We start from the raw sequence: 25,051 nt of genomic DNA, 5'->3' as shown, positions 1-25,051 counted from the left end.
CGGGTGCGGTCGAGGTCGGTCGGGTCGGGCGGGGGCCCTGGCCGGGCGGAGCCTTCTGACCAGGGTTACCCGGGTCAGAAGCCTGGCACCACCAGCGCCAGCCACAGCACGGCCGGGGCCAGCACGGTGACCGCGCCGCCGTACAGCATGAGCTGGCGGAAGAAGTGTTCGCGGTCGGTGTCCTCGGCTGCCGCGAGGACGAGCGCGCCGTTGGTCGAGAACGGGCTGACGTCGACCACGGTCGCCGACACGGAGAGCGCCGCGACCATGCCGACGACGCCGATCTCGCCCTGCTCCAGGAAGGGCACGGCGAGCGGGATGAGGGCGCCGATGATCCCCACCGACGAGGCGAAGGCGGAGACGATCGCGCCGATGTAGCAGAAGAGCAGCGCCGCGAGGAGCGGGATGCCGATCGAGCCGACGTGCTCCCCGGCCCAGTCGATCGTGCCCATCTCCTGGAGCACCGCGACGTAGGTGAGCATGCCGCAGATCAGCAGCACGGTCGGCCAGGTGATGTGGGCGACCGCGGCCTTGCTGTCGTCCGGCCAGACGACGGCGAGCAGCACGGCGAGGGTGATGGCGGTGAGACCGGCGTCGAGGTCGAGGACGAGGACCGCGACGACCAGCGCGACAAGGCCGGCCAGGGTGGCGATCCGGGCGGGGGTGAGGCGGAGCAGGTCGGCCTCGGGGACGGTGCGGGTTCCTGTCAGGGTGCCCGTACCGCCGGCGCCGCCGGTCCCGTCCGCCGCGCCCTCGCCCTTCTCGTCCCCCAGGTCCCGCCCCCGCAGCCGCAGTCCCCCGAGGGCGACGAAGAGCAGGGCGGCGATGGCCAGGTTGGCGAAGAGGCTGGCCAGGAAGAGGGCGACGGGGCTGCCGGGCAGGCCCTCGCGCTCCAGGATGCCGTTGACGGTCGAGCCGTAGATGCTGATCGGGGAGAAGCCGCCGGCCTGGGCGCCGTGCACGACGAGGGCGCCCATCAGCAGCGGCTTGATGCCGTAGCGGGCGGCGAAGCCCATGGCGAGCGGCGCGACGATGGCGACCGCCGCCGGGCTGACCGCGCCGATCGCGGTCAGCACCCCGGTGACGGTGAACATCACCCAGGGGATCAGCGCGATCCGGCCGCGCACCAGCCGGATCCCGGCGTGCACCAGCCAGTCGGTGGTGCCGTTGGCGCGGGCGATGGCGAAGAAGTACGTGACGCCGACGAGGACCACGAAGAGGTCACCGGGGAACCCGGCGAAGATCCCGTCCGCGTCGAGCCCGGCGGCGAGGGTGCCGACCCCGAAGGCGGCGGCGAAGGCCAGTGCGCCCATGTTCACGGACCGCGTGGTGCCGACGACGAACAGCACCGCCAGCACCAGGATGGAGAGTAGTTCGGCAGACATCAGGGGCTCCCGTCCCATGGGTCCCAATGGGTCATGTCACGGGGTCCAGTGGGGTGTTGAGCCCGAAAGGACCCGGGGCCCACGAAGCGTCCCGCCTCGGTGGCCCAGTGGCTGGACCACGCTCGGCCCTGCGGCGGCGCCTGTCAACGGGTCGCGCACGAATTGGTTCAGCCACTCGGCCGCCGGGTACGGAGCCAACGGCCGCTCCGGCTCCCGGTGTTACGCTCCGGGCGCGACCGGTCCGGGCGCCCCGAGGCAGCCGCGCGCCCGGTCGGCGGGGGGACGGCAGGGGAGCCGGCGGCAGCCGGAGGACAGGGGTTTCTCATGACCGACGACGCGCTGCGCCCGATGGGCCGCACCCGCCTCTACGAACAGGTCCTGGAGCGCCTCCGGGCCTACGCCGCCGAGCACCGCCTGACCGCGGGGGACCGCCTGCCCGCCGAACGCGACCTGGCCCAGCGCCTCGGGGTGAGCCGCGCCTCCGTCAAGCAGGCCGTGGTCGTCCTGGAGGTCCAGGGCCTGGTCGAGACCCGGCACGGCGGCGGCACCTACCTGCTCCGCGACACCCTCGACCACGAGCCGGTCGAGCGCCTGGTCGAACGCAGGCGCCGCCTCCCCGACGTCCTGGAGGCCCGGGAGGCCCTGGAGACCAAACTCGCCGAACTCGCCGCGTCCCGCCGCACCGAGGACGACCTCGCCGCCCTGCGCACCGCCCTCGTCCACATGGCCGAGGAGATCGCGGGCGGCGGCCACGGAGAGGAGGGCGACCGCCTCTTCCACGCCGCCGTCACCGAGGCCGGACACAGCCCGCTCCTCGCCGAGTTCATGGCCTCCCTCACCGAGCAGATCACCGAGAGCCGCCGCGAGTCCCTCCGCCAGCCCGGCCGCCCCGACCGCTCCCTCGCCCAGCACCACGCCATCCTCGACGCGATCGAGTCCGGCACCCCGAAGCAGGCCGCCGCCGCGATGCGGCGGCACGTACGGACGGTGGCGAAGGTGCGGTTGCTGGAGTGGGAGCCGGGGGAGCGCTGACAGCCGGATGTGGGCGTGCTACAGCGGCGGCGAAGGCGGCCAGTGCGTCGAGTGGGCCCCGGGACACGCGGCGGCCACGGGTGAGTTCCGGGTGCGGGACAGCAAGGACCAGGGCGGCCCCCATCTCGTCCTCTCCCGCGAGGGGTTCGCCGGTCTGGTGGCGCTCGCCAAGTCTCAGGGCTGAGGCTCACTGTCCAGGGCGGGGTCGGCCCACCCGGGGGCGCGGTCCCGCCGCCTCCCGTGCCACCCCCACCAGGCGCGTGATCGCCGCCGGCGCCAGCGCGGCGAAGCCGATGACGATGCCGCCGCCCGGGCCCGGTGGGGCGGCGGCGACTGCGCACTCCCCGAGGCCCCCGGTCGTGGGGCTGGGGGAGGGGCGTGCGGCCCGGTTGGCCCGTCGGCGGGGGCGGAGCGGGGAAGGTGCTGAGGTATGGGTATCCGCATCGGTTCCACCGTCATCAACTGTGCCGACCTCGACGCCATGACGCGCTTCTGGAGCGCGGCACTCGCTCTCGCCCCGTCCTCCGCCGACCCCGGCGACGACTTCCGCGTCCTGCGCGGCGACCGCGTCAACCTCTCGCTGCAGCGCTCCCGCACCCCCGTCACGGCCCGCGACCAGATGCACCTGGACCTCTACACCGACGACCAGGAAGGCGAGGTCGCCCGCCTGACCGCCCTCGGCGCCCGCCGCGTCGAGCACGTCACGGACGACCCCGAGGACGACTACGTGATCCTCGCCGACCCGGAACAGAACCTCTTCTGCGTCTGCGTGAAGCCGACGGAGGTGGTGGAGGGGAAGGGGTAGGGCGACCGCCCTCCGCCTGCGCCGGTGGGGCGAGAACGGCCGAACACGCTCGCCCGGTGGCGCGAACACGCCGTCACAGAATGTCCCCGGAATCCTCACCGGAATGCAGGGCAGGCGCGCTTTCACGGAAAGGTCAGAAGCCGGTCGCCGCACACCGCAAGGCGAATTGCCCCGGCTCCGCCTTTCATGTTCTCGCGCTTTTCCTGCATTCCCACGGGAGGAATTCCATGTCTGCGAAAAAGGCTTTCATCGCGCTCGGCGCCGTGACCCTCGGCGCGTCCGTGCTGGTCGGCTGCGGGGAGGGCGGGGGCGGCTCGGCGGGCTCCGACGACAAGGCCGCGTTCTCCGGCAAGAGCGCCGACGAGATAGCCGCGTCGGCCGTGAAGGCCACCCGCGACGCCGAGTCGGTCCACATCACCGGCACCGGGCAGCAGCAGGGCCAGCAGGTGAAGCTGGACTTCAGCGTCGACAACAAGGACAACTGCACCGGCACCCTCACCGGCCCCGAGGCCGAGGCCGACGTGCTCCAGGTCGGCGAGACCGTCTACATGCGCGGCGACGAGAAGTTCTGGAAGAACATGCTCCAGGCCCAGCCCGGCTCCCAGAAGACCGTCGACAAGCTCGCGGGCAAGTGGGTCAAGTCCGACCCGGAGCAGGCCGGTACCGAGGGGATGTGCGACAAGCAGGCCATCGTCGCCGCCCTCGACAGCGACAAGTCCGAGCGCAAGGGAATGAAGAAGGGCGAGGAGACCGAGGTCGACGGCGAATCCGCCCTGACCCTCACCAAGAAGGCCGAGAACGGCGAGGAGTTCACCCTCTACGTCGCCACCGAGGGCAAGCCCTACATCCTCAAGGCCGTCAGCAAGGGCGGGAAGAACCCCAGCGAGACCACCCTCACCGACTACAACAAGAAGGTCGACGCCGAGGAGCCCCCGGCCGACGAGGTGGTCGACCCGCAGCAGACGCAGGGGTGAGGGCGCCTGTCAGGGGTCGTAGACCCGGAGAGTACGGGCCAGCTCCTCGATGTCCTCGACCGCGTCGAGGAGCTGCGCCGTGTCGTCGGTCGCGGTCCACAGCACCATCTCGGCCGGAGGCTCGGTGAGTTGCCAGGCGTAGCGCACGCAGGCGAAGAGGCCGTTCGCGCCGTCCTCCTGCGGGATGTAGCGGAAGGTCGTGAGGCCCTCGCCGAGGTGGGGAGAGGTGAACGACGCCGTCACCGGCGGCTCGACCGCCTCCGGATCGTCGGCCAGGGTCAGGGCGCGCAAGGTCTCCTCGCGCGGTCCGAACGAGGGCCGGACCACTCCCAGGACGGGAAGCGGGGTGTCGGCCGGATGCGTCATCCGTAGGAACAGGTCGTTGTTCGAGCCCACCGGGCAGAACACCTCGGCGCACCGTTCCAGCATCGTCGCCGTGTACGCGACCCCGCCCGGGCCCGGATCCAGCCCGCTGTCCTCCCACAGGTCCGACGCCTCCTGCCGGCACCAGGCCCCGATGTCCCGCCACTCGTCGTGGGTGTCGGGGTCCCGCGGCACCACGTGCACCCACCGGTCCCAGTCGAGGTACTCGGTGTCGATGATGGCGTAGAAGCCGTGATAGCCGACGTATCCGCTGTCCAGGGTGTACGGCGTGTACTTGGTGGACGCGTCGTATCCGGTGTAGCCGGCGTAGTCGCCGTAGCGGGGGCGTTCGGCGGGGCCGTCGGATCCCTGGGACGCGCCGGACCGGCGGAACAGACTCAACCTCTTCACGCGTACCTCCACCGAAAGGTCTCCATCAGGGCGTCGAACCAGGTGACCAGGGCCTCGGCCAGTTCGTCACCGGGGTCACCGGCGCCCACCGTGGAGAAGGCGGCGACGAACCACCGCGCCGGGTCGCCCGGAACCGAGACGATGTACTCCACTCTGCGGGTGGCCAGTTCGGCTCCCCGGGAGGGACCGGCGGCGGCCACATACTCCCGCCGCACCGCGAGCGATCCGTCGATCTCCCCCGAGCTGAGGTCCGCCTCGCCGACGGCCGCGGGGGCGTTACGGGTCAGCAACTGCACCGCGACGTCGGTCGGGGAGGCGGGTGGTCCGCCGTGGCCCTTCCGCCGGTGCCGGGGCAGCAGGGCCTCGGACACCACGATCGAGGCCCCCAGATTGCTCTCCCCGACCGGCCGCACCGGCAGGTACACATCGAGCGCCCGCCCGCGCTGAGCCTCGGCCACAGCGGCCCGGAACCGCCGCTCCAGCTCCCGCTTGTAGGGGCCCACCGTGTCGGGCGGGGCCTCGGGCGAGATCCGCGCGAACGCCTCCCGCAGAATGCGCCGCACGGCTTCCTCGGTGCCTTCGCGGAGGGGGACTTGCTCCCATTGGGCGGGGAGGAGGAGGCGGTAGCCGGTGGCGAACGGAGCGGTGGCCGCCCTGGCCGGTGTGGATGTCGGCGTCTCACCTGACAACGGAGTGCTCCCCTCGCCTGAAGGCCCATAGTCCGGCAAGCCCCGAGACGCTGGCGCCAACGGCTACCCAGAGAAGGGCGTTGCCGCCGACGGCCCAGATAGTGGCGAAGACAAGGTAATGAAGGAGGGCGACGCAGAGGACGCCCGTTTCCCTGTTCACGAGGGACCGGTGGGCGGAGTTTCGGGCGACGAAAAGGAGGATGGCTGGCGTGAGTGAATAGAGAGCCCATTCCCACGTGGGTAGCGGGAAAATCATCCTTTCGAACATGTCTTCGGTCATGAGAGGAATCCAGAGATGGAGGAACGCCAAGGCGAAAACGATCTTCACTGCGAGTATTCCCCGTCGGACGGCTCGTTCGCCCACGCCTCCGTCCCTGTCGTTGATTGCCGCCGCGCCTTCGGGGTGGCGCTTCTCTCTCACCACTGCGATGTTCCTGCCATTGGGGCGGTCATCCCGTCCTTCCATGCTCCGTATTGCTCAAACTGTGAATCGATGGCCTTGTCGCCCAAATCGGCAACGGTGCTGACGCCCCATGCGCCCTGGTGAACGAGGAGTAGACCCTCTGCCTTCCGGGCGTTCGCGGCAAGAGCGGCGTTGTCCGGGTGCATGTCTCGCAGATTTCTGATGTCCTTCATCTGCTGGCCCATGGCCTTGTCGAGCAGCGCCTCACGCTTCTCCCCCCGCGTGATGTCCGGCAGGTCTGCGTTACGCACCTCTTCGGCGGCATCGTGTCCGGCCGCCCGATTCTTTCTCTCCATGTTGAGGCGGCTGGCCCGTGCTTTGTTTCGCTTCGACCCGGAAGTCCCCCCTCGCTTCCGCTCCCTCTTTGCTGCGGAGTCTCTGGCGCCTTTGTTGGCGCTTGAAGCTTGGGCCTTGGCCCTGTCCTTCGCCAGATCGGCGGCGGTATTGCGTGAGCCCTGCTGCAGCGACTTGATCTTATCGGCCGCCTTGGTCCCCACGCGGGCCAATTTGAAAGCCCCGATATCCATGACGACGTCGTACCATGATCCATTGCCGGTGGCCGCTTGTACCAGGTGGACCAAAAACGCAGCGAGAGTCAGGGCTGCGACGACGCCGCCGACGAAGGGGAAGACCATGGCGACCAGTCCTAAGACGGTTGTGGCCCAGCCCGCCCAGTCCGCGAACTTGCTCAGCCATTCCGCGTCGGCGACCCACCCCTTGAAGTCGTTCCAGACACTGTCCTTCATGTCGTCGTCGATGGAGGAGCGGATCTTGCGGGCGACGTGGTCGGCGCGTTCCTCGTAGTCGCCCTCGGCCGTGTCCAGGCGGGTCCGGGCGTCGTGGAGGTCTTCCTTGGCCTGCTTGAGGCGGGGGTCCTCCTTGCCCGTGTCGGCGGGCTTCTCGGCCGGCTTGCCGTCGGAGGGGCGGGGCGGGTCCTCGGCGCGTGACTCGTGGGCGTCGATAGTCCGTTGGGCGTCCTTGGCGTCGCGGAGGGCGCGGTCGGCGCGCTTCTGGAACTCTTCGAGGTCTTCGGCCCAGCCGCTGAGGTGGCCCTTGACCTCGCGGTAGCGGTCCTCGGCCAGGTCGAGCTTGCGGCCGAGGCCGCGGGCGTTCTCGGCGAGTTCGTCGGCGTACTTGCCCGTGAGGTTGTCGGCGTCCGCCATGGCGGTGAGGGAGGCCGCCTGGGTGCGCAGGTACTCGGCGACCTTCTTCATGTGCTTGACCTGGCGGCGGACGCCGCCAGGGTCGCCGGGTACGGGGTCGCCTTCGCGGAGCGGAGTCCAGTCGCGGGGCCTAGCCATGGACGGCCCCGCAGTCGAGGGGCACGGGCGTCACTTGGCGCCCTTCCCGGCCTTGGCCAGCTCGTCGTCCAGGTTCTTGAAGGCGTCCCGGGTGCCCTTGACCATTTTTCCGACCTCTTCGAGGGATTCGAGGAGGCGTTTCCGGTTGTCGTCCCAGTTGTCGATGAAATCCGTCATGGCCTTCTGGAGCGCCGGGGCGCCCACGACGGCCCTGATGTCGTCCTTCCATTCGCCCAGGTTCTCGAACTCGCGGCGTAGGGCGCGTAGTTGCTTGTCGGACTGGTTGAGCAGGTGGAAGTCCACGGTCAGGTCCGGCATGGACGCTCCCTCCGCGTGACGGGTGGCCGCGAGGCGACCCCATGGGTTGGCGCAGGGTAGCCAATTGATCGCACACGGGTCCAACCCCGGTCGTGGGAAGGGAGGTTCTGCGACGAATCGGGCAGGCGGGGCTATCCCGCGGCCACCGGCACCGCGCGCACCCAGATCCCGTCGTCCGTCAGGTGCGTGTCGACCTCCAGCCCGACCTCCGCCAAGGCGGCCTCGAACTGCTCGCGGCTCAACGGGCGGGAGAGGAAGGTCTGCGTCCAGGTCGCGTCAGGGAACGCGTACTCGCAGCGGACGCGGTGGACCCCGTCGCCGATCGGCTCGTCCTCGGCGATGCGGACGGTGAAGCCGCTCGGGTCGACGCGCTCGCGCGGGACGGCGGTGTGGTAGTCCGCGCCCTCGCGCTGGATGAGGACGACCCCGCCGGGGGCGAGATGGCGCAGGCAGGTGCGGAGCAGGCCGCGGCGGACCTCGGCGTCCCCGGCGTGGACGAGGAACGAGGCCAGCAGGACGACGTCGAAGGTCTCGCCCAGCTCCAGCTCCTCGATGGGGCCGCACACGGTGCGGGCGCCGAGGACGCGGTCGGTCATCTCCGCCGACTCGTCCACCGCGGTCACCGTGAAGCCGCGCTCCAGCAGCGGATGCGTCATCCGCCCGGCACCGCACCCCAGCTCCAGGATGTGCGCCCCTGCCGGAACGGCGGCCGCGATGATGTCCGGCTCGCCACCGACCGGCAGCCGGGAGTACAGCTCCACGGCGCACCCGTCCGGCGTGATCGCGCCCGGCCCGGTCCCTTGATAGCCCGCCCGCATCGTGGTTTCCATGGTTGCCGAACGGCCGGCGGGCATGGCCGGTTCCCTCGATCGGCGCGCCCGGGGGTTCCAGGGCGGGCGTGGATGGGCGCGTGGCCGTGGGGCCGCCGGCCGTGCCGGGTGGCGCCCTCCGGGGATGGCCGGATCGCGGCTCACTCCTCCTACGCGGGGTGTGCTCACCCCGGGTGACCAACAGCCTGGAATGTCCGATTCCGGGGAGGCGGTGCGGCTGTGGTGCTCACCCTCCGAAGTCACCCGGAATGCACCCCCGGGGGAGCGGGCATAGCGTTAAGGCATGGCAGAGACGTACGAGGTCATCGTCGTGGGAGGCGGCTTCGCGGGAATCGAAGCCGCCAAGAAGCTCGGCCGTGCTGGGGTGAGGACCCTGCTGGTGGACGTGCACGGGTACCACCAGTTCCAGCCGCTGCTCTATCAGCTCGCGACCGCGCAGATCGGGGTCTCCGAGCTGGCGCGGCCGCTGCGGTCGATCTTCCGGAACCAGCCGTCGGTCCGGGTGCTCACCGCCAGAGTGACCGCCGTCGATCCCGGCCGCCGGACCATCACCCTCGCGGACGGGACCGTGTACGAGGCGGACGACGGGCTGATCGTCGCCTGCGGTGCCGAGGCCAACTTCTTCGACACTCCGGGGGCGCGCGAGAAGTCGTACCCCCTGTACTCCGCCACCGACGCCACCCGGCTCGGCTCCGAGCTGGTGGCGCTGCTCGACCAGGCCGACACGGACACCGAGCAGAGGTCGATGAACGTGGCCGTGGTCGGGGCGGGGCCGACCGGGGTGGAGACCGCCGGGGCCATCGCGGACGCCATCAACTACGTGGTGCCGAAGCTCTTCTCGGCGGAGCTCGCCAAGCGGTGCTCGGTCGCGCTGGTGGACATGGTCGACCGGACGCTCGGCGGGTTCAGCGAGAAGTCGCAGGCGTACGCCGCCAGCCGGCTGGTCGAGCGCGGGGTACGGCTCAAGCTCGGCTCGGCCGTCACCGAGGTGCGCAAGGACGGGCTCAGCTTCGCCGACGGCGCCACGATGGACACCGACCTGGTCATCTGGGCCGGTGGCCTGAAGGCCGGGCCGCTGCTCCGCGAGTCGGGGATGCCGCAGGGGCGGGGCGGGCGCATCGACGTCGCCAAGGATCTGACCGTGCCCGGGTTCGACGGGGTGTACGTCCTCGGGGACGCCGCCAACATCACCGACGACCGGGACGAGCGGCTGCCGCAACTCGGCTCCGTCGCCAAGCAGTCGGGGGCCTGGGCGGCCCGCAACATCCTCGCTCAGCGGGCGGGGCGTGCGACCGAGCCGTTCGCGTACAAGGACCGCGGGTACATGGCGATGATCGGGCGCGGGTCGGCTGTCGCCGAACTCGGGCGCGGACGGCGGCTGGTGCGCGGCCCGGCCGGCTTCCTGGTCTGGCTCGCCGTCCACCTGGCGCTGCTGTCGGGCGCCAGTCAGAAGGCGCGTGCCCTGGTGTCGTGGATCTTCGCCTATCTGAGCCACACGCGGCAGCACGTCTTCGTGGGGAGTCCCGAGCAGGCGGCTGTGGAAGAGGGGTCGGACCGGCCCGCCGCGTGAGCGGGCCGCCCTGTGACCGGCCCGCCCTGTGACGGTGGCGGGTGCCGGGGCGTACGCGGCCGGGGGTGGACTCCTCCGGCCGCGCCGCTGTGTACTGGGCGACCGGGCAGCCGGATCCTCCGGCACCGGCGAGGGGGCGCGTGGGCGTGACGACGGCGACGGCACTGGTCATCCAGAACTTTCCGCGCGGCGGGCTCGGGCGCTGGGCGCCCTGGCTGACGGCGGCCGGGGTCACCCCGGTGGTCGTCCAGGCGTACGCCGGGGAGCCGGTACCGGTCCGGCTCGACCACACCGCCCTCCTCGTCCTCGGCGGCGGCTACCTCCCCGGCGAGGACGACCGGGCGCCCTGGCTCGCCCCCACCCGCGCCCTCGCCCGCCAGGCCCTGGACGAGGGCGCCCCCTACTTCGGCATCTGCCTCGGCGGCCAGCTCCTGGCCCAGGTCGCGGGTGGAGAGGTGCGCGGGGAGCACGGCCGCCCCGAGTTCGGCTCGACCCGGCTGCGGCTGCGCCCCGAGGCCGCCGGGGACCCGCTCTTCGGCGCGCTGCCGCCGAGGCCCACCGCGATCCAGAACCACGTGGACGCCATCACCCGCCTGCCGCCGGGCGCCCGCTGGCTGGCCGAGAGCGAGAACTGCCCGTACCAGGCGTTCCGGGTGGGGGAGCGGGCATGGGGCGTCCAGTTCCACCCCGAGGCGACGGCCGACGGCATCCTCCGCTGGAACGAGGACCGGCTGCGGCGCCACGGGCACGAGCGGGACGCCCTGCACCGGGCCGCCGTGGTGGACGACGCGGAGGCGGCGGCGGTGTGGGGCGAGGTGGCGGGGCGGTTCGCGGGGCTGGTCCGGCGGGCGCGGTGAGGCCCGGAACGGGTCGACAGACCTAGGCGGTGCCGGCGTCCCGGTCGGCGTCGGTGATGAGCTGGTCGAGTCGGTGCAGGGCGCTGGCCATCTCCTCGATCCGGGTCGCGAGCCGGTCGCGTTCGGTGTGGAGCATGCGGCGCTGCGGGGCGCTGGGGCGGCCGCCGTTCACGCAGGGCAGCAGGGCCGCGATGGCCCGGCTGCTGAGTCCGGCCGCGTAGAACCGCTGGAAGAGGCGGACCACCTCGACGGTGCCCTCGGTGTAGCGGCGCTGGCCCGAGGAGGTGCGCCCGGGGGTGAGGAGACCCTGCTCCTCGTAGTACCGCAGGGCGCGCACGCTGACCCCGGCCCGCCGGGCCACCTCGCCGATCTTCAGCTCGTTCGTCGTGTCCGCCATGACCACCGGCCGGAACTCCCCTCTCTCCGCCCTTGACTCTCACGTCGACGTGAGGTTCTAGCGTACCGAGCATGGACATACACAAGGAGATCGCCCTCGTCACCGGCGCGAACCGGGGCATCGGACGCAGCTTCGTCGCCGAACTGCGGCGCCGGGGAGCCGAGAAGGTCTACGCCGCCGCCCGCCGGCCCGAGACCGTTCCCGCGCTGCCCGGGGTCGTCCCGCTGGAGCTGGACGTCACCGATGCCGCGTCGGTCGCCCGGGCCGCGCGTACGGCCGCCGACACCACCCTGCTCGTCAACAACGCCGGAGTGTCGACCTTCGCCCGGCTCACCGACGGGGCCGAGGGGGACATCCGGCGGGAGATGGAGACCAACTACTTCGGCCCCCTGCGCATGGTGCGCGCCTTCGCGCCGGTCCTGGCCGCCCACGGCGGCGGGGCCGTGCTGAACGTGCTGTCGGTCATGGCGTGGATGGCGTACGAGCACTCCAACAGCTACGGCGCGTCCAAGGCGGCGGCCTGGGCGCTGACCAACGGCGTCCGGTACGAACTGGCCGGGCAGGGCACGCAGGTCACGGCGCTGGCGATGGCGAGCGTCGACACCGACATGATGGCCACCATCGAGGACGAGAAGTCCGACCCGGACACGATCGTCCGCGCGGCCCTGGACGGCCTGCAGGCCGGTTCCCTCGAAGTGCTGGCCGACGGGCGGACGGCCCGCTGGAAGGCGCGGCTCGGCGAGGACCCGGCCCTGCTGTACCCGCACCTGGCCGCGGGCGGCAGCGGCAGGGCGTAGCGCCCCGCCGCTGCCGCCCGTGCGGAGGGCCGTCGGCAAACGGACCCGGAACGGGCGTTCCGCTTTTGGCCGTCCCGCGTCACCTGGGGGTTCGCCGGGCGGGTGCGGGCATCTTCGGGCGGGCCGGTTTGGGGGCGTACGAGTTCGAGAAGGTGCGGGCATGTCCTCGACAACTTCGAGAGGAGCCTCACCGATGGCACCTGACAGAGGCCGGCGCCCCACCCCGGCCGCCACCCCCCGCCGCACGCTGCGCGCCGTCGCCCTGGCCCTGGCCGCCGGCACTCCGCTGCTGCTCGGCGGCGCTCCCGCCGGAGCGGCGCCGGGCGCGACGGTCCAGCACTGCGTACTGGACCTGGACACCCGCCACCAGGAGTGCTTCGACACCTTCACCGACGCGGTGAGCACCGCCTCCGGCGGACGTATCACCGACGCCCCCGCCGCCGCCGTCACCGCCGCGCAGAGCCCCGAACTGCGCCGCGAGACGGTGGCGTTGGCGAAGGACGAGGCGGCGGTCCGGGCCGGTTCGGTCATCCAGGGCACCTTCTACGACGACACGAACTACGGCGGGGACTCCTTCACCGTGTACGGCGAGGCGCCGTGCGAGAAGAACGACCAGGTCGACTACGAGTACACCTTCGAGGACGCCTGGCAGAACCGGATCTCCTCCGTGCAGCCGTGGGCCGAGTGCTGGATCTGGCTCTACCCCGAGCCCGGCCTCGGCGGTGACCGCGACGGGCCGTTCAAGGAGAACACCCCGGACATCGGCTCGTACATGAACGACCGCACGCGGTCCGTCGGCTTCAGCTGAGCGGACGGACTCCGCGTACCGGGGGCCCCACACCCCCGCTTCCCCCCACACCGAGACCAACGGAGAGACCATGGCGAAGCGTTCGGTCACCGTCCTTCTCGCCGCCGCCGCGGCCACCGCGGGGCTCATCCTCGCCCCGTCCCCCGCGCAGGCGGCCGGGGCACAGGACCACGAGGACCCGCCCACCTCCCGCGAACTGCTGGAGAAGTGCGACAACGGCACCGACAAGTGCGTCTTCCACCCGGACGGCCCGCCCGAGACCTTCAAGGGCGACGGCCACCAGGTGGGCGACAGCGCGTACAACTGCACCCAGGACAACCAGACCTCCAGCGTGACCTGGTCGGACACCACCAGCGAGTCCACCAGCCTCGGCGTCTCGCTGAGCGTCGAGGCCGGGTACGCCGACGTCTTCAAGACCACCCTCACCACCAGCTACGAGCAGAGCTGGTCCAGCTCGCACACCGAGAGCGAGACCACCAGCCTGGAGGTCCGCCCGGGCCACGTCGGCACCATCAACCGCGCCCCCGAGATGCAGCGGGTCTCGGGCACCTACGAGCTGCACTTCGGGAGCCGCTTCCACGGCCACTACTACTGGTACGTGCCGTTCGAGGCCACCGGTCCGGTGCCCGAGGGCACCAGCTCCAAGACCCAGAACACCCGCGAGATGACCGAGGAGGAACGCGCCGAACACTGCGGCTGATCCCGGCTGATCCCGGCTGATCCCGGCTGAGGCCCGCCCGCCCGCGCGACGCGTGGCCGGGCGGGGAGGCCGTCCGCTCCGGAAGCGGGCGTGGGGCCCGCGGGCGCCCACCCCCCTAGGCCCTGTCCGGCGGATCTTCGTGGAAGAGCCTGCGGCGTCTGGTGCGTGCTCTCGGCGTGCGCCCGGATCTCCCTCGTACTGGACGTACTCGGGTGATTCGGGCGTACGGCGAGAGTGCGTGCCAGGCGTCGCAGGCCCACGGAGATCCGCCGGACAGGGCCTAGACTGACCCCGCCGACGGGCCGGACGCCCACGGGCCAGGACGCCGGTGAGGCAGGGGGCCGACCGGGGCTGGAGAGGGAGAGCGACAGTGGCGCAGGACGCCGGGTTCCAGGACCCGCCCGCCGAGGTGCTCGCCGCCGCGGCCACCACCTTCGGGCTCCTCTCCTCCGCCGCGCGGCTGCACATCGTCTGGGCGCTGGCCGAGGGCGAGAGCGACGTGAGCGGGCTCGCCCAGCGGGTCGGCGGGGCGCTGCCCGCCGTCAGCCAGCACCTGACCAAGCTCAAGCTCGCCGGTCTCGTCCGCTCCCGGCGTGAGGGCCGCCGCCAGGTCTACTTCGTCGACGACCCGGACGTGGTGACCGTCGTCCAGTCGATGGTCGGGCGGCTCGCCGAGGAAGCGGCGGCGGCGGACCGGCCCCGGCGCCTGCGCGGAGCCGGTGGCTGACCGGGCGGCCGTCCGCAGGGCGGCCGCACCCGTACCACCCCAGCCACCCGCCCCCGACACCACCGAGACCCCCGCCGCCCCGGACGCCGCAGGGCTCACCGCGCTCCAGCTGCTCCGCGCCCACGGCAGCGGCCCGCGCGGCCTCACCGAGGACGAGGCCACCCGGCGGCTCGCCCGGTACGGGGAGAACGTCCCCCCGGCCCGCCGCCCCGTCACCCGGCGCCGCCGTCTCCTGCGCAGCCTGCGCGACCCCTTCACCACCGTGCTGCTCTGCCTCGGCGTGCTCTCCGCCGCCGTCGCCGCGTGGGGCACGGCCACCGTGATCTGCTCCCTGGTGCTGGTGAGCTGCGTACTGCGGGCCTCCGGGGAGCACCGGGCGGACCGTTCCGTCGCCCTGCTGCGCGACCTGCTGCCGACCACGGCCACCGTGGTGCGCCGCGCCGACGGCGAGGCGGCGCCCGAGGCGCGGGAGGTACCGGTCGGCGAGGTGGTCCCCGGCGACGTGGTCCGGCTCGGGCCGGGCGGTCTGGTCCCGGCCGACGTACGGCTGCTGCGGGCGACCGGGCTCAGCGTCCACCAGCAGGCGCTGACCGGGGAGTCGGCGCCGGTCCCCAAGGACGCCGTGCAGGAGCCAGGACCGGCGCCGCCCGGCCCGTTCGCCCCGCCGCACCTCTGCTTCCAGGGCAGCAGCGTCGCCTACGGCAGCGCCACCGCCCTGGTCACCGCCACCGGCGCGGGCACCCGGTTCGCCGCCGCCCACCGGGCGGGCGGGCAGCGGCGGTTCACCGCCTTCGACCGGTCGGTGCACGGCATCTCCTGGACACTGATCCGCTTCATGCTGCTCACCCCGCCGCTGGTCCTCGTCGCCGGCGCGGCGCTGCACGGGCGCGGGCTGGAGACGCTGCCGTTCGCGGTGGCGGTCGCGGTCGGGCTCACCCCCGAGATGCTGCCGGTGGTGGTCACCACGGCGCTGGCCCGCGGCGCCGCCCGGCTCGCCCGCGACCACCGGGTCATCGTCACCCGGCTGCCCGCCCTGCACGACCTCGGCGCCGTCGACGTGCTCTGCCTCGACAAGACCGGCACCCTCACCCAGGACCGGCCCGTCGTCACCCGCGCCCTCGGCGCCGACGGCCGCGACGACCCCGAGGTGCTGCGGTGGGCCGGGGCCAACGCCTGGTGGACCCTGCACCTCGCGGACCTGCCCGTCCCCGACGCCCTGGACGAGGCGGTGCTGGAGGCCGCCGGGGGCGAGGCCGCCGACGGGCCCGAGGGCGTCGCCGCGCTCCCCTTCGACCCGGTCCGCCGCCTCTCCACCGCCGTCGTCCGCACCCCGGGCCGGCTCGGCCGCCACACGCTCGTCGTCAAGGGCGCCGTCGAGCAGGTCCTCGACCGGTGCGCCCTGGACGCCACCGAACGCGCCCGGCTCCTCGGCCTCGCCGCCGCCGAGGCCGCCGCCGGGGCCCGGCTGCTCGCGGTGGCCGTCGCCGAGCGGCCCGCCCGGCAGGGCGGGTGGAGCCACGCCGACGAGCGGGGGCTGACCTTCCGCGGCCTCGTCACCTTCGGCGACGCCCTCGCTCCGACCGCCGCCGACGCCCTCGGGGAACTGGCCGGGCGCGGGGTCGGCGTCAAGATCCTCACCGGGGACCACCCGGGCACCGCCGCCCAGGTCTGCCGCGCCCTCGGCCTGGACCCCGGCCGGGTGCTCACCGCCGCCGAGGCCGACCGGCTCACCGACGCCGAACTGGGCGCCACGGCCCGGCGTACGACGGTCTTCGCGCGGTGCGGGCCCGAGCACAAGGCCCGGATCGTCACCGCGCTGCGCACCGCCGGGCACACCGTCGGCTTCCTCGGCGACGGCGTCAACGACCTGCCCGCCCTGCACGCCGCCGACGTCGGCCTCTGCCCCCGCGAGTCCGTGGACGCCGTACGGGAGAGCGCCGACGTCGTCCTCGCCGAGAAGGACCTGGCCGCCGTCGACCGGGCGATCACCGCCGGACGGCACAGCGGCGGCAACATCGGCACCTACCTGCGCATCACCCTCTCCTCCAACCTCGGCAACGTCTTCGCGATGCTCGCCACCGCCCTGCTGCTGCCGTTCCTGCCGATGCTCCCGGCTCAGGTCCTGGTGCAGAACCTCTGCTTCGACGCCGCCCAGCTCGCCTTCGCCTACGAACGCCCCTCGCGTGCCGTGCTGCGCCGCCCGATCCGGCTGCGCCCGCACGGCTTCCTCCGCTTCATCACCGGCTTCGGGCTCATCAACGCCGCCGCCGACGTGGCCACCTTCGGTGTCCTCGCCCTCACCACCCGCGGCGTCCACACCTCCCAGGAGGTCTTCCACGCCGGGTGGTTCACCGAGAACCTGCTCACCCAGGCCCTCGTCATGGTCGTCCTGCGCGGCGGCCGCCACGCCGCCGAGGGCAGGGGCGCGGGCCCCGTCCACCGGGCCGCCCTCGGACTGGCGGTCATCGGCGTCCTGCTGCCGCTCTCCCCGCTCGGCCCCCTCCTCGCGATGGGCACGCTGCCTCCGCTGTACTACGCCCTGCTCGCCACCGTGCTGGCCCTGTACGCGGCGGTGCTCGCCGTCGCCCGGAGACGGCACGAGCGGGCGGCCGACCCGGGGCCGGCCCCTGGCGGCCCCGCTCAGCCGTGACCAGGCTGAGGCCGGCAACGCGCGACCGCGGGCCGGCAAGCGCGACCTGGCCGCACGACTGGAGGTCGCGATCGCAGCCGTCCAGCGCCTGAGTGCCGACAACGAGTCCCTCCGCGGAGGCTCTCCCCTCCGCGGCGGCTCTCCCCTCCGCGGAGGCTCTCCCCTCCGCGGCGGCGGGCAACGGCGACCGGGCGGGCCGGCTGGGACCTGTCCGTCAGGTTCGTCACGTGACCCGCTGTGCGCACACCGGGTTACCTGGCTTCCAGGTGGGCGCCCAGGGTGGCGGCGAAGTCCTCGGCGCGTGCCAGTTGGACGCGCAGCTTCTCCACTTGCTCGGCGGCGGTCTGCCGGTAGGCCCGTACGCGCTCCAGCAGCAGTTCGCGTTCGCCGTCTTCAAGGGCGTCGTCGCCGTCCAGGCGGTCGGTGGCGGCCAGCAGGTCGCGCATCTGCTCCAAGGTGAAGCCCAGCGGCTTCATGCGGCGGATGACCACGAGGCGAGCGACGTCGGTCTCGGTGTAGAGGCGGAAGCCGCCCTGGGACCGGGCGGAGGGGACGACCAGGCCGGTCTCCTCGTAGTGCCGGATGGTGCGCAGGGACAGCTCCGTCCGCGCGGCGACCTCGCCGATCTGCATGTGCCTGTCGTCCACGCCCGTTCTCCTGGCCCTTCCCGTCGCAGTGGTCCGCGTCCCGTGCGGCCCACCAATCCCTACCCTAACGTTAGGGTAGAGTTGATGATGGTGAGGGCGGCCCGGCCGCCCCGCTTTGCCGTTCCGAGGCCGATGGCGCCCCCGGCGAAGCCCCGATTCTTGCAGGAGAGAGCGTGTGCGAGCCCATGACGTCGATCGCCGCCGCCTGCCCGCCGTGACCCTTCGCCTTCGGACGTGACCTGCCCAGCCGGGCACCGCCCAGGTCGCCGGCTCACGTCCTCCACGGCTTCCCCGGCCCGCCTCGGACCGCCCGCGGGATGACTGCCGGTCTCCCGCGCTCCCTTTCCCGCACGCTCCGGCCTGCCCGCGGTGTGCCCGAGTACGACAGGTACACGTCTCCTTGTCCTCTGTTGCTGTGACTCCCGCCGCGCGGCTGCGCGGCCTCAAGCCCGACTGGCTGAACAACCCGAAAGTCTGGCGCACCGAGGTCCTCGCGGGCCTCGTCGTCGCCCTCGCCCTGATCCCCGAGGCGATCTCGTTCTCGATCATCGCCGGGGTCGACCCCGCGGTCGGACTGTTCGCCTCGTTCACCATGGCCGTGGTCATCTCGGTCGTCGGTGGCCGCCGTGCGATGATCTCCGCCGCCACCGGCGCCGTCGCCCTGGTCATCGCCCCCCTGAACCAGGAGTACGGCCTGGGCTACCTGGTCGCCGCCGTCATCCTCGCGGGCGTTGTCCAGATCGCGCTCGGCGCGCTGGGGGTGGCGAAGCTGATGCGGTTCGTGCCGCGTTCGGTGATGGTCGGCTTCGTCAACGCCCTCGCGATCCTGATCTTCATGGCGCAGGTTCCCGAGATGCGCGACGTGCCCTGGGCGGTCTACCCGCTGCTCGTCGGCGGCCTCGCGCTGATGGTGTTCTTCCCGAAGGTCACCAAGGTGATCCCGGCCCCGCTCGTCTCGATCGTCGTCCTGACCGTCATCACGGTCGCGGCCGGGATCGCGGTGCCGACCGTGGGCGACAAGGGCGCCCTGCCGTCCTCCCTGCCCGTCCCCGGTCTGCCGGACGTGCCGTTCACCCTCGACACGCTGACGACGATCGCGCCGTACGCGCTCGCGATGGCGCTGGTCGGCCTGATGGAATCGCTGATGACCGCGAAGCTCGTCGACGACATCACCGACACCCCCTCCTCCAAGACCCGCGAGTCGATCGGTCAGGGCGTCGCCAACATCGTCACCGGCTTCTTCGGCGGCATGGGCGGCTGCGCCATGATCGGCCAGACCATGATCAACGTGAAGGTCTCCGGAGCCCGCACCCGACTCTCGACCTTCCTCGCGGGCGCGTTCCTGATGGTCCTGTGCATCGTCTTCGGCCCGGTCGTCTCCGACATCCCCATGGCCGCCCTGGTCGCCGTGATGGTCATGGTGTCGTTCGCGACCTTCGACTGGCACTCCATCGCCCCCAAGACCCTGAAGCGGATGCCCGCCGGGGAGATCACCGTCATGGCCGTCACCGTGGTCGTGGTGGTCGCCACCGGCAACCTCGCCATCGGCGTCGTCGTCGGCTCCGTCACCGCCATGGTCATCTTCGCCAAGCGCGTCGCCCACCTCGCCCGCGTCACCGCCGTCGCAGGCCCGGACGACGCCGGCGTCGTCTACTCCGTGACCGGTGAGCTGTTCTTCGCCTCCTCCAACGACCTCGTCGGCCAGTTCAACTACGCCACCGACCCCGAAAAGGTCGTCATCGACCTGAGCGCCGCCCACATCTGGGACGCCTCCTCGGTGGCAGCCCTGGACGCGGTCGAAACCAAGTACGCGCAGCGCGGTAAGAGGGTGGAGATCATCGGCCTGAACGACCTGAGCGCCGACCTCCACGGCAGGCTCACCGGCGAACTCGCCAGTCACTGACGGCCCTGCGAGATCCGAAGGACCCCGGCCCCCGCCGGGGTCCTTCGCCGTTCCCACACCCGGCACCTCGGGGGCGGGCCCGGGGGTCGGGGCCGTCCGTCCGCCTGCTCGCCGCGCCATCCCCGCAGACCTCGCCGTCGACCACCGGTTGTTATGGTTGCGCAAGCCGGCAACTGATGAGGCGGGGCGCCCCCGGGGGTGCCGCGCCGTACGAGGAGAGGACGCCCCCGCCATGTACGCCAACGCCCTGCGGCCCTGGCATCTGCTGATCGTGGCCCTCGTGGTGATCGTGCTCTTCGGCTCGAAGAAACTGCCCGACGCGGCACGGGGGCTGGGGCGCTCCCTGCGCATCCTGAAGAGCGAGGCGCGGGCGCTGAAGGAGGAAGAGGGCGGCGCCGCCTCGGCGGGGGAGGGGGCGGTGGGAGAGGCCGCTGCCGGCGAGGGCGCGGCAGGGCGGGCCGCAGGCACGGGGGCCGAGCGGTCCGGGTCCCCTGCCGCCTGACCCTGGCCCGGCCCGCCTCCCCCTCGGGCCTACGGGCTCGCCGGGTCGTACCCGTACCGCAGGGGTGGGCTCTTCATCCGCCAGTCGCGCCGGTAGACGTACACCTCGGTGATGCCGAACTCGTCGCCGCCGGGCGCCTCTTCCACGGGGCACGGGCGCGTGATCTGGAGGACCGCCGGGCGATCCGTGACGCGCAGGCGCAGTCCTGCGGCGGGGCCGCCGTGCAGTTCGGCGAGTTCGGACCGGTCGGGGCGGGGAGGGGGCGGGCTGTTCGCGGGCGTCACGTCATCCATGTCGAGCAAGCATAATTGTACAATTACGCAACTGTTGAAGAGATCGAGCCGCGCCGACTCTGCCGCTCTTCCGGCAAGTCGGAAGGTCTGCGCCGCGTGCGAGCGGGGCCCCGTGATCAGCCCTGAGTCCCCGGGCCGTGGTCGCCCAGTGCCGCCCGGAGCAGGCCCAGCCACTCCGTGCCCAGCCGGCGCCCCTCCGGGAACCGGTCGTCCCGGTCCCAGCGCCACACCGTGATGAGTGCCAGCACGAGGAGCCGGCACTGGCGCAACAACTCCCGGTCGACGCCCGGATAGTGCGCGCCGACCTCCTCCGGCGTGTGGGCCAGGTCGAACTCGACGGGGCCCCGGCAACAGGTCTCCAGGTCGATGAAGAGCGGGCCGTTCTCCGTGGGGAGCACGTTCCCCGGGTGCGGCTCGCCGTGCAGCAACTGCCCGGCGCCGGGCGTGCGGTCGCGGTCCGCCACAAGCCGCTCGGCCCGCGCGACGCGCTCCGTGAACCGGGGCGCGGGAACGTCGAGTTCACGCATGCCGGTGTGGAGCCGTACGAGCGCGCGGGCATAGTCGGCCGGTGCGAGCTCGCCAGGCGCCACGGGCGCGTAGTAGGTCCACAGCGTGACCGCGAAGCCGTCCCGCTCATGGACGCGCGGCTCCACCGGGGATCGAGCGTGCCCACCGGGCACCCGGCCCCGGCCAGCCGCTGAGCGAGACCGACCTCGAACTCCGCGACCTGGTCGGCCACGGGAGCCACCCGGGCCAGGACGTCGGCGGGCAGCAGCCGCAGCGTGAGCTTGTTGGAGTCGTGCAGGACGACCGCGTCGCCGGCCGGCAGGCCGAGTGACGAGGCGATCGACGTGGCGGCGGCCATCGCTCGCCGAACTTCGGACTCCCGCATGTCTCCGGTCTCTCTCCCGCGAGCGTCGCCCCGCCTCTTCCGGCGGAGCAACTCGCGCACCTTACCCAGTGGCCCGGCTCCGCCCCTCGCCCTTTTCCCGGGGCGTCGAGAGGGCGGGCGTCCGGCGCCGGGCACCCGGCCCGGAGCGGGTGGCGCCCGCCCTGCCGGCCGCCGGGTCACCCCTCGTTCATCGGCACCCGCACCCCGCGCTCCCGGGCCACCTCGCTCGCGTGCGGGTAGCCCGCGTCGGTGTGGCGCAGGACGCCCATGGCGGGGTCGTTGGTGAGGACGCGCTCCAGCTTGGCGGCGGCGAGGTCGGTGCCGTCGGCGACGCAGACCTGGCCCGCGTGGATCGAGCGGCCCATGCCGACGCCGCCGCCGTGGTGCAGGGAGACCCAGGTGGCCCCGGAGGCGGTGTTGACCAGGGCGTTGAGCAGCGGCCAGTCCGCGATGGCGTCGGAGCCGTCGAGCATGCCCTCGGTCTCGCGGTAGGGGGAGGCGACCGAGCCGGAGTCGAGGTGGTCGCGGCCCAGCACGACGGGGGCGGAGAGTTCGCCGGAGGCGACCATCTCGTTGAAGCGGAGCCCGGCGCGGTGGCGTTCGCCGTAGCCGAGCCAGCAGATGCGGGCGGGCAGGCCCTCGTAGGTGACGCGTTCGCCGGCCATCTTCAGCCAGCGGTGCAGGTGGGTGTTGTCGGGGAAGAGCTCGATCAGCGCGCGGTCGGTCGCCTCGATGTCCTTCGGGTCGCCGGAGAGCGCCGCCCAGCGGAACGGGCCGCGGCCCTCCTCGAAGAGCGGCCGGATGTAGGCGGGGACGAAGCCGGGGAAGGCGAACGCCCGGTCGTAGCCGCCCTTGCGGGCCTCGTCACGGATCGAGTTGCCGTAGTCGAAGACCTCTGCGCCCGCGTCCTGGAAGCCGACCATCGCCTCCACGTGCCGGGCCATGGAGGCGCGGGCCCGCTCGGTGAAGGCGGCCGGGTCGGCGGCGGCCAGGGCGCGCCACTCGGCCACGGTGACGCCTTCGGGGAGGTAGGCGAGCGGGTCGTGGGCCGACGTCTGGTCGGTGACGATGTCGATCGGGGCGCCCCGGCGCAGCAGCTCGGGGAAGAGCTCGGCGGCGTTGCCCTGAAGGCCGATGGAGAGCGGGCGGCGGGCGTCGCGGGCCTCGGTGGCCAGGCGCAGGGCGTGGTCGATGTCGTCGGCGGCGACGTCCAGGTAGCGGCGCTCGATACGGCGGGCGATGCGGGTCGGGTCGGCCTCCACGCAGAGGGCGACGCCGTCGTTCATGGTGATGGCGAGCGGCTGGGCGCCACCCATGCCGCCGAGCCCGGCGGTCAGCGTGATCGTCCCGGCCAGGGAGCCGCCGAACCGCTTGCGGGCGACGGCGCCGAAGGTCTCGAAGGTGCCCTGGAGGATGCCCTGGCTGCCGATGTAGATCCACGAACCGGCCGTCATCTGGCCGTACATGATGAGCCCGCGCTGCTCCAGCTTGCGGAACTCCTCCCAGTTGGCCCAGTCGCCGACCAGGTGGGAGTTGGCGATGAGCACGCGCGGCGCCCACTCGCTGGTGCGCAGCACGCCGACGGGCTTGCCGGACTGGACGAGGAGCGTCTCGTCGTCCTTGAGGGTGCGCAGGGTGCGGACGATGGCGTGGTAAGCCTCCCAGTTCCGGGCCGCCTTGCCGGTGCCGCCGTAGACCACCAGCTCCTCGGGGTGCTCGGCCACCTCCGGGTCGAGGTTGTTCATGAGCATCCGCAGCGCGCCCTCCTGCTGCCAGCCGAGGCAGCTCAGCTCGGTGCCGCGCGCGGCACGGACCGGGGCGGGGACGGTGGCGGGGGAGTCCGTGGATTCCGGGGAAACGCTGCTCACTGCTGCCTCCTGGGGGTGGGCCGGGCGGACCGGGTGCCCCCATGACAGGTCCCGGCGGAGGAGCGGACCAGAGGGCGCGCCGCGAAATCTCGGATCCGAGACGGCGGAGGTGGGGGGCCTACGAGCGGGCCGGGCCGGTCGCCGCCCAGGCCGCCTCGATCATCGGGAAGACCTCGTCCAGGGCGGCCCGGGGGTCGTCGGCGTCCCGGGCCAGCGCGTAGGCGTCGATCGCGAACCGGGCGAGGGCGCGGCAGGCCGTGGTGGTCCTGGGCTCCCCGGGAGCGGCGGCGACGGCCAGGGCCAGGGACTCGGCGTGGCGCAGCCGCATCGACGCTTCGTACTGCCGCAGCGCGGGGGAGGAGTCGATGAGGTGCCAGAGCGGGGCGGCCTCGTCGGCCGTGCAGTGCCGCACCAGGGCCTCGACCTCTCGGCGCAGGACCGGGACGAGCGGCTCGTCCGGCGCCCGGCCGGTGACCGCCTCGGCGAGGCGGCGCTCGAAGTCGGCGTCCTGCTCGAACACCAGGGCCTCTTTCGAGGCGAAGTGGGAGAAGAGCGTGGTGACGGCCACGTCCGCCTCGGCGGCCACCTCGCGGATGCCCACCGCGTCGTACCCGCGCTCCAGGAAGAGCCGCAGGGCGGTGTCGGCGATCTTCTGACGGGTGGCGGCCTTCTTGCGCTCGCGGCGCCCGGTCGGGGTCGGGACGGTCATGGGCTCACGCTATCAGCGACAAAAGTGGATCAGTTCCAAAAAGCTAACCGTTAGTGCTAAGTTCTCCGGCATGAGAAAAGTGAGCTTCACCGAGTTCGGCGGTCCCGACGTGCTCCGGCTGACCGAGGCCGAGGAGCCCCACGCGGGCCCCGGCCGGATACGGATCGCCGTGCGGGCGGCGGGCGTGAACCCGGTCGACTGGAGAATCCGCGAGGGCCAGAAACTCGGCGCCCACCCGACCGCACTCCCCGCCGGGCTCGGGCTGGACGCCTCCGGCGTGGTGGACGAGGTCGGCGAGGGCGTCGAAGACGTCCGCGTCGGTGACCGCGTGTTCGGCGAAGGCACGGACACCTACGCCGAGTTCGCCGTGCTGTCGGCCTGGGCCCGGATGCCCGAAGGGCTGACCTTCGAGGAGGCGGCCGGGTACCCCTCCGTGATGGAGACCGCGCTGCGCGTCCTGCGCGAGGTGGGCGTACGCCCCGGACAGACGCTGCTGGTCAGCGGCGCCTCCGGCGGGGTGGGCTCGGCGGTGCTCCAGGTCGCCCGCGCCCGGGGCGTCGCGGTGATCGGCACGGCCGGGGCCGCCAACCAGGAGTACCTGCGCGGCCTGGGAGCCCGCGCCACGACGTACGGCGAGGGCTGGGCCGGGCGGGTGCGTCGGCTCGGCCGCGTCGACGCCGCGCTGGACCTGGCCGGTGCGGGGGTGATCCGCGAACTGGTCGAGCTGACCGGCGACCCGCGCAAGGTCGTCTCCATCGCCGACCTCACCGCACCGGACCTGGGTGTCCGTTTCTCCGGCACGGCCGGAAGCGTCCCGCAGGCCCTCGCGGAGACCGTCGCCCTCCTCACCCGGGGCCACCTCCACATCCCGGTCGACCGCGCGTACCCCCTTGCCGACGCCGCGCGGGCCCACGTCGACAGCCAGGCGGGGCACACGCGGGGGCGGCGGGTGCTGATCGTGGACGAGCACACCGCCCAGGCGCCTGCCTAGGTCCTGGCGTGCTGTCGGCCCGGAAGGGGGAGATACTGGCGCAGCGGAAGGGGGTCTTCCCTCGGCGCTCGACGCGTGGGTCGCTCCGCTGTGCGAGGCGCCCGCAGGCCCACCCGCCGCCGGCGGAAGCCCTGCCGCCGCCCGGGCGCCGGTATCGCCAATGAAGGAG

The 25,051-nt window shown here is 72.8% G+C and carries 26 protein-coding genes and 1 pseudogene; 14 read left to right on the top strand and 13 right to left on the bottom strand.

Features of this window, described 5'->3' with window-relative positions; genetic code table 11:
- Window positions 1-74 precede the first annotated feature (74 nt).
- Window positions 75-1,385 (bottom strand): SLC13 family permease, encoded by a 1,311-nt coding sequence (locus ACFWMZ_RS06050; RefSeq protein ID WP_383178299.1) that lies wholly within the window; start codon window positions 1,383-1,385, stop codon window positions 75-77.
- A gap of 324 nt (window positions 1,386-1,709) precedes the next feature.
- On the opposite strand from ACFWMZ_RS06050, the gene ACFWMZ_RS06045 reads away from it, so the two are divergent.
- The 4 genes from ACFWMZ_RS06045 to ACFWMZ_RS06030 all read left to right on the top strand — a co-directional run bounded on the left by ACFWMZ_RS06045 (window position 1,710) and on the right by ACFWMZ_RS06030 (window position 4,196).
- The gene (locus tag ACFWMZ_RS06045) at window positions 1,710-2,417 is read left to right on the top strand and encodes a FadR/GntR family transcriptional regulator (protein ID WP_383199726.1); all 708 of its coding nucleotides are present in this window, start codon (window positions 1,710-1,712) and stop codon (window positions 2,415-2,417) included.
- A 7-nt stretch (window positions 2,418-2,424) separates the two neighbouring features.
- Window positions 2,425-2,601 (top strand): DUF397 domain-containing protein, encoded by a 177-nt coding sequence (locus tag ACFWMZ_RS06040; protein ID WP_383199724.1) that lies wholly within the window; start codon window positions 2,425-2,427, stop codon window positions 2,599-2,601.
- A 246-nt stretch (window positions 2,602-2,847) separates the two neighbouring features.
- Window positions 2,848-3,222 carry a VOC family protein gene (locus ACFWMZ_RS06035; RefSeq protein WP_383178308.1) on the top strand — a complete coding sequence of 125 codons (375 nt, stop codon included), beginning with the start codon at window positions 2,848-2,850 and terminating at the stop codon, window positions 3,220-3,222.
- 227 nt (window positions 3,223-3,449) lie between these two features.
- Window positions 3,450-4,196, top strand: coding sequence for a hypothetical protein (locus tag ACFWMZ_RS06030; RefSeq protein ID WP_383178311.1), 747 nt, complete (start codon window positions 3,450-3,452; stop codon window positions 4,194-4,196).
- A 9-nt stretch (window positions 4,197-4,205) separates the two neighbouring features.
- On the opposite strand, the gene ACFWMZ_RS06025 is transcribed toward ACFWMZ_RS06030, so the two are convergent.
- The 6 genes from ACFWMZ_RS06025 to ACFWMZ_RS06000 all read right to left on the bottom strand — a co-directional run bounded on the left by ACFWMZ_RS06025 (window position 4,206) and on the right by ACFWMZ_RS06000 (window position 8,559).
- Entirely contained in the window at window positions 4,206-4,970 is a 765-nt protein-coding gene (locus ACFWMZ_RS06025) for a hypothetical protein (protein WP_383199722.1), read from the bottom strand.
- Window positions 4,967-5,533, bottom strand: coding sequence for a hypothetical protein (locus ACFWMZ_RS06020; RefSeq protein ID WP_383199720.1), 567 nt, complete (start codon window positions 5,531-5,533; stop codon window positions 4,967-4,969). The genes ACFWMZ_RS06025 and ACFWMZ_RS06020 overlap by 4 nt, the downstream gene beginning before the upstream one ends.
- Before the next feature lie 115 nt (window positions 5,534-5,648).
- Window positions 5,649-6,083 carry a hypothetical protein gene (locus ACFWMZ_RS06015; RefSeq protein ID WP_383199719.1) on the bottom strand — a complete coding sequence of 145 codons (435 nt, stop codon included), beginning with the start codon at window positions 6,081-6,083 and terminating at the stop codon, window positions 5,649-5,651.
- Entirely contained in the window at window positions 6,077-7,336 is a 1,260-nt protein-coding gene (locus tag ACFWMZ_RS06010) for a DUF308 domain-containing protein (protein WP_383199717.1), read from the bottom strand. Before ACFWMZ_RS06010 ends, ACFWMZ_RS06015 begins: the two co-directional genes overlap by 7 nt.
- Before the next feature lie 117 nt (window positions 7,337-7,453).
- Window positions 7,454-7,741 carry a hypothetical protein gene (locus ACFWMZ_RS06005; RefSeq protein ID WP_383199715.1) on the bottom strand — a complete coding sequence of 96 codons (288 nt, stop codon included), beginning with the start codon at window positions 7,739-7,741 and terminating at the stop codon, window positions 7,454-7,456.
- A 131-nt stretch (window positions 7,742-7,872) separates the two neighbouring features.
- Window positions 7,873-8,559, bottom strand: a complete 687-nt coding sequence (locus tag ACFWMZ_RS06000) for a class I SAM-dependent methyltransferase (protein WP_383199807.1) — start codon at window positions 8,557-8,559, stop codon at window positions 7,873-7,875.
- A 295-nt stretch (window positions 8,560-8,854) separates the two neighbouring features.
- On the opposite strand from ACFWMZ_RS06000, the gene ACFWMZ_RS05995 reads away from it, so the two are divergent.
- Together ACFWMZ_RS05995 and ACFWMZ_RS05990 are read left to right on the top strand one after the other, a co-directional pair.
- Window positions 8,855-10,141, top strand: a complete 1,287-nt coding sequence (locus ACFWMZ_RS05995) for an NAD(P)/FAD-dependent oxidoreductase (RefSeq protein WP_383199713.1) — start codon at window positions 8,855-8,857, stop codon at window positions 10,139-10,141.
- Window positions 10,142-10,287: 146 nt separating this feature from the next.
- Entirely contained in the window at window positions 10,288-10,998 is a 711-nt protein-coding gene (locus ACFWMZ_RS05990) for a type 1 glutamine amidotransferase (RefSeq protein WP_383178331.1), read from the top strand.
- Window positions 10,999-11,020: 22 nt separating this feature from the next.
- Here the strand turns inward: ACFWMZ_RS05990 and ACFWMZ_RS05985 are convergent, their stop codons facing one another.
- Window positions 11,021-11,395, bottom strand: coding sequence for a MerR family transcriptional regulator (locus ACFWMZ_RS05985; protein ID WP_383178334.1), 375 nt, complete (start codon window positions 11,393-11,395; stop codon window positions 11,021-11,023).
- Between the two features lie 71 nt (window positions 11,396-11,466).
- Between ACFWMZ_RS05985 and ACFWMZ_RS05980 the strand changes: the two genes are divergently transcribed.
- From ACFWMZ_RS05980 to mgtA, 5 genes are all read left to right on the top strand, one after another.
- Window positions 11,467-12,192, top strand: a complete 726-nt coding sequence (locus ACFWMZ_RS05980) for an SDR family oxidoreductase (protein WP_383199711.1) — start codon at window positions 11,467-11,469, stop codon at window positions 12,190-12,192.
- A 193-nt stretch (window positions 12,193-12,385) separates the two neighbouring features.
- Entirely contained in the window at window positions 12,386-13,000 is a 615-nt protein-coding gene (locus ACFWMZ_RS05975; protein WP_383178340.1) for a hypothetical protein, read from the top strand.
- A gap of 70 nt (window positions 13,001-13,070) precedes the next feature.
- Window positions 13,071-13,700 (top strand): hypothetical protein, encoded by a 630-nt coding sequence (locus ACFWMZ_RS05970; protein ID WP_383178342.1) that lies wholly within the window; start codon window positions 13,071-13,073, stop codon window positions 13,698-13,700.
- A 370-nt stretch (window positions 13,701-14,070) separates the two neighbouring features.
- On the top strand, window positions 14,071-14,427 hold the full coding sequence (locus ACFWMZ_RS05965) for an ArsR/SmtB family transcription factor (protein WP_383178345.1): 357 nt from the start codon (window positions 14,071-14,073) through the stop codon (window positions 14,425-14,427).
- Window positions 14,420-17,077, top strand: coding sequence for a magnesium-translocating P-type ATPase (gene mgtA / locus ACFWMZ_RS05960; RefSeq protein WP_383199709.1), 2,658 nt, complete (start codon window positions 14,420-14,422; stop codon window positions 17,075-17,077). Before ACFWMZ_RS05965 ends, mgtA begins: the two co-directional genes overlap by 8 nt.
- Window positions 17,078-17,328: 251 nt before the next feature.
- On the opposite strand, the gene ACFWMZ_RS05955 is transcribed toward mgtA, so the two are convergent.
- Window positions 17,329-17,724 (bottom strand): MerR family transcriptional regulator, encoded by a 396-nt coding sequence (locus ACFWMZ_RS05955; RefSeq protein WP_383199707.1) that lies wholly within the window; start codon window positions 17,722-17,724, stop codon window positions 17,329-17,331.
- Window positions 17,725-18,124: 400 nt separating this feature from the next.
- Between ACFWMZ_RS05955 and ACFWMZ_RS05950 the strand changes: the two genes are divergently transcribed.
- Both ACFWMZ_RS05950 and tatA read left to right on the top strand, forming a co-directional pair.
- Window positions 18,125-19,627, top strand: coding sequence for a SulP family inorganic anion transporter (locus tag ACFWMZ_RS05950; protein WP_383178354.1), 1,503 nt, complete (start codon window positions 18,125-18,127; stop codon window positions 19,625-19,627).
- Between the two features lie 232 nt (window positions 19,628-19,859).
- A complete protein-coding gene (gene tatA, locus ACFWMZ_RS05945) occupies window positions 19,860-20,129 on the top strand; it encodes a Sec-independent protein translocase subunit TatA (RefSeq protein WP_383199705.1) in 270 nt (89 codons plus the stop codon).
- A gap of 29 nt (window positions 20,130-20,158) precedes the next feature.
- Here tatA and ACFWMZ_RS05940 read toward each other — a convergent pair whose 3' ends face one another.
- From ACFWMZ_RS05940 to ACFWMZ_RS05925, 4 genes and pseudogenes are all read right to left on the bottom strand, one after another.
- Window positions 20,159-20,422, bottom strand: coding sequence for a hypothetical protein (locus tag ACFWMZ_RS05940; protein ID WP_383199703.1), 264 nt, complete (start codon window positions 20,420-20,422; stop codon window positions 20,159-20,161).
- A gap of 116 nt (window positions 20,423-20,538) precedes the next feature.
- Window positions 20,539-21,314, bottom strand: a pseudogene (locus tag ACFWMZ_RS05935) (phosphotransferase family protein).
- A 176-nt stretch (window positions 21,315-21,490) separates the two neighbouring features.
- Window positions 21,491-23,182: a urocanate hydratase gene (hutU, locus tag ACFWMZ_RS05930; protein WP_383199701.1), complete on the bottom strand. Its 1,692-nt coding sequence runs from the start codon at window positions 23,180-23,182 to the stop codon at window positions 21,491-21,493.
- A gap of 118 nt (window positions 23,183-23,300) precedes the next feature.
- Window positions 23,301-23,891, bottom strand: a complete 591-nt coding sequence (locus ACFWMZ_RS05925) for a TetR/AcrR family transcriptional regulator (RefSeq protein WP_383199699.1) — start codon at window positions 23,889-23,891, stop codon at window positions 23,301-23,303.
- A gap of 70 nt (window positions 23,892-23,961) precedes the next feature.
- On the opposite strand from ACFWMZ_RS05925, the gene ACFWMZ_RS05920 reads away from it, so the two are divergent.
- Window positions 23,962-24,882 (top strand): NADP-dependent oxidoreductase, encoded by a 921-nt coding sequence (locus tag ACFWMZ_RS05920; protein WP_383178371.1) that lies wholly within the window; start codon window positions 23,962-23,964, stop codon window positions 24,880-24,882.
- The last annotated feature ends 169 nt before the right edge of the window (window positions 24,883-25,051 follow it).

Origin of the sequence: Streptomyces sp. NPDC058373 (genome assembly GCF_042723275.1) — a bacterium.
Taxonomy (GTDB): Bacteria; Actinomycetota; Actinomycetes; order Streptomycetales; family Streptomycetaceae; genus Streptomyces.
This window is presented reverse-complemented; position numbering and strand designations above follow the sequence as displayed.

Excerpts from the sequence above, each read along its gene's own strand:
- ACFWMZ_RS05975 (WP_383178340.1), top strand. The coding sequence starts at position 12,386 with ATGGCACCTGACAGAGGCCGGCGCCCCACCCCGGCCGCCACCCCCCGC.
- ACFWMZ_RS06005 (WP_383199715.1), bottom strand. The coding sequence starts at position 7,741 with ATGCCGGACCTGACCGTGGACTTCCACCTGCTCAACCAGTCCGACAAG.
- ACFWMZ_RS05985 (WP_383178334.1), bottom strand. The coding sequence starts at position 11,395 with ATGGCGGACACGACGAACGAGCTGAAGATCGGCGAGGTGGCCCGGCGG.
- ACFWMZ_RS06000 (WP_383199807.1), bottom strand. The coding sequence starts at position 8,559 with ATGCGGGCGGGCTATCAAGGGACCGGGCCGGGCGCGATCACGCCGGAC.
- ACFWMZ_RS06045 (WP_383199726.1), top strand. The coding sequence starts at position 1,710 with ATGACCGACGACGCGCTGCGCCCGATGGGCCGCACCCGCCTCTACGAA.
- ACFWMZ_RS06035 (WP_383178308.1), top strand. The coding sequence starts at position 2,848 with ATGGGTATCCGCATCGGTTCCACCGTCATCAACTGTGCCGACCTCGAC.
- ACFWMZ_RS06040 (WP_383199724.1), top strand. The coding sequence starts at position 2,425 with ATGTGGGCGTGCTACAGCGGCGGCGAAGGCGGCCAGTGCGTCGAGTGG.
- ACFWMZ_RS06050 (WP_383178299.1), bottom strand. The coding sequence starts at position 1,385 with ATGTCTGCCGAACTACTCTCCATCCTGGTGCTGGCGGTGCTGTTCGTC.
- ACFWMZ_RS06030 (WP_383178311.1), top strand. The coding sequence starts at position 3,450 with ATGTCTGCGAAAAAGGCTTTCATCGCGCTCGGCGCCGTGACCCTCGGC.
- tatA (WP_383199705.1), top strand. The coding sequence starts at position 19,860 with ATGTACGCCAACGCCCTGCGGCCCTGGCATCTGCTGATCGTGGCCCTC.
- ACFWMZ_RS05970 (WP_383178342.1), top strand. The coding sequence starts at position 13,071 with ATGGCGAAGCGTTCGGTCACCGTCCTTCTCGCCGCCGCCGCGGCCACC.
- ACFWMZ_RS06010 (WP_383199717.1), bottom strand. The coding sequence starts at position 7,336 with ATGAAGAAGGTCGCCGAGTACCTGCGCACCCAGGCGGCCTCCCTCACC.
- ACFWMZ_RS05995 (WP_383199713.1), top strand. The coding sequence starts at position 8,855 with ATGGCAGAGACGTACGAGGTCATCGTCGTGGGAGGCGGCTTCGCGGGA.
- ACFWMZ_RS05940 (WP_383199703.1), bottom strand. The coding sequence starts at position 20,422 with ATGGATGACGTGACGCCCGCGAACAGCCCGCCCCCTCCCCGCCCCGAC.
- ACFWMZ_RS05920 (WP_383178371.1), top strand. The coding sequence starts at position 23,962 with ATGAGAAAAGTGAGCTTCACCGAGTTCGGCGGTCCCGACGTGCTCCGG.
- ACFWMZ_RS05980 (WP_383199711.1), top strand. The coding sequence starts at position 11,467 with ATGGACATACACAAGGAGATCGCCCTCGTCACCGGCGCGAACCGGGGC.
- ACFWMZ_RS05925 (WP_383199699.1), bottom strand. The coding sequence starts at position 23,891 with ATGACCGTCCCGACCCCGACCGGGCGCCGCGAGCGCAAGAAGGCCGCC.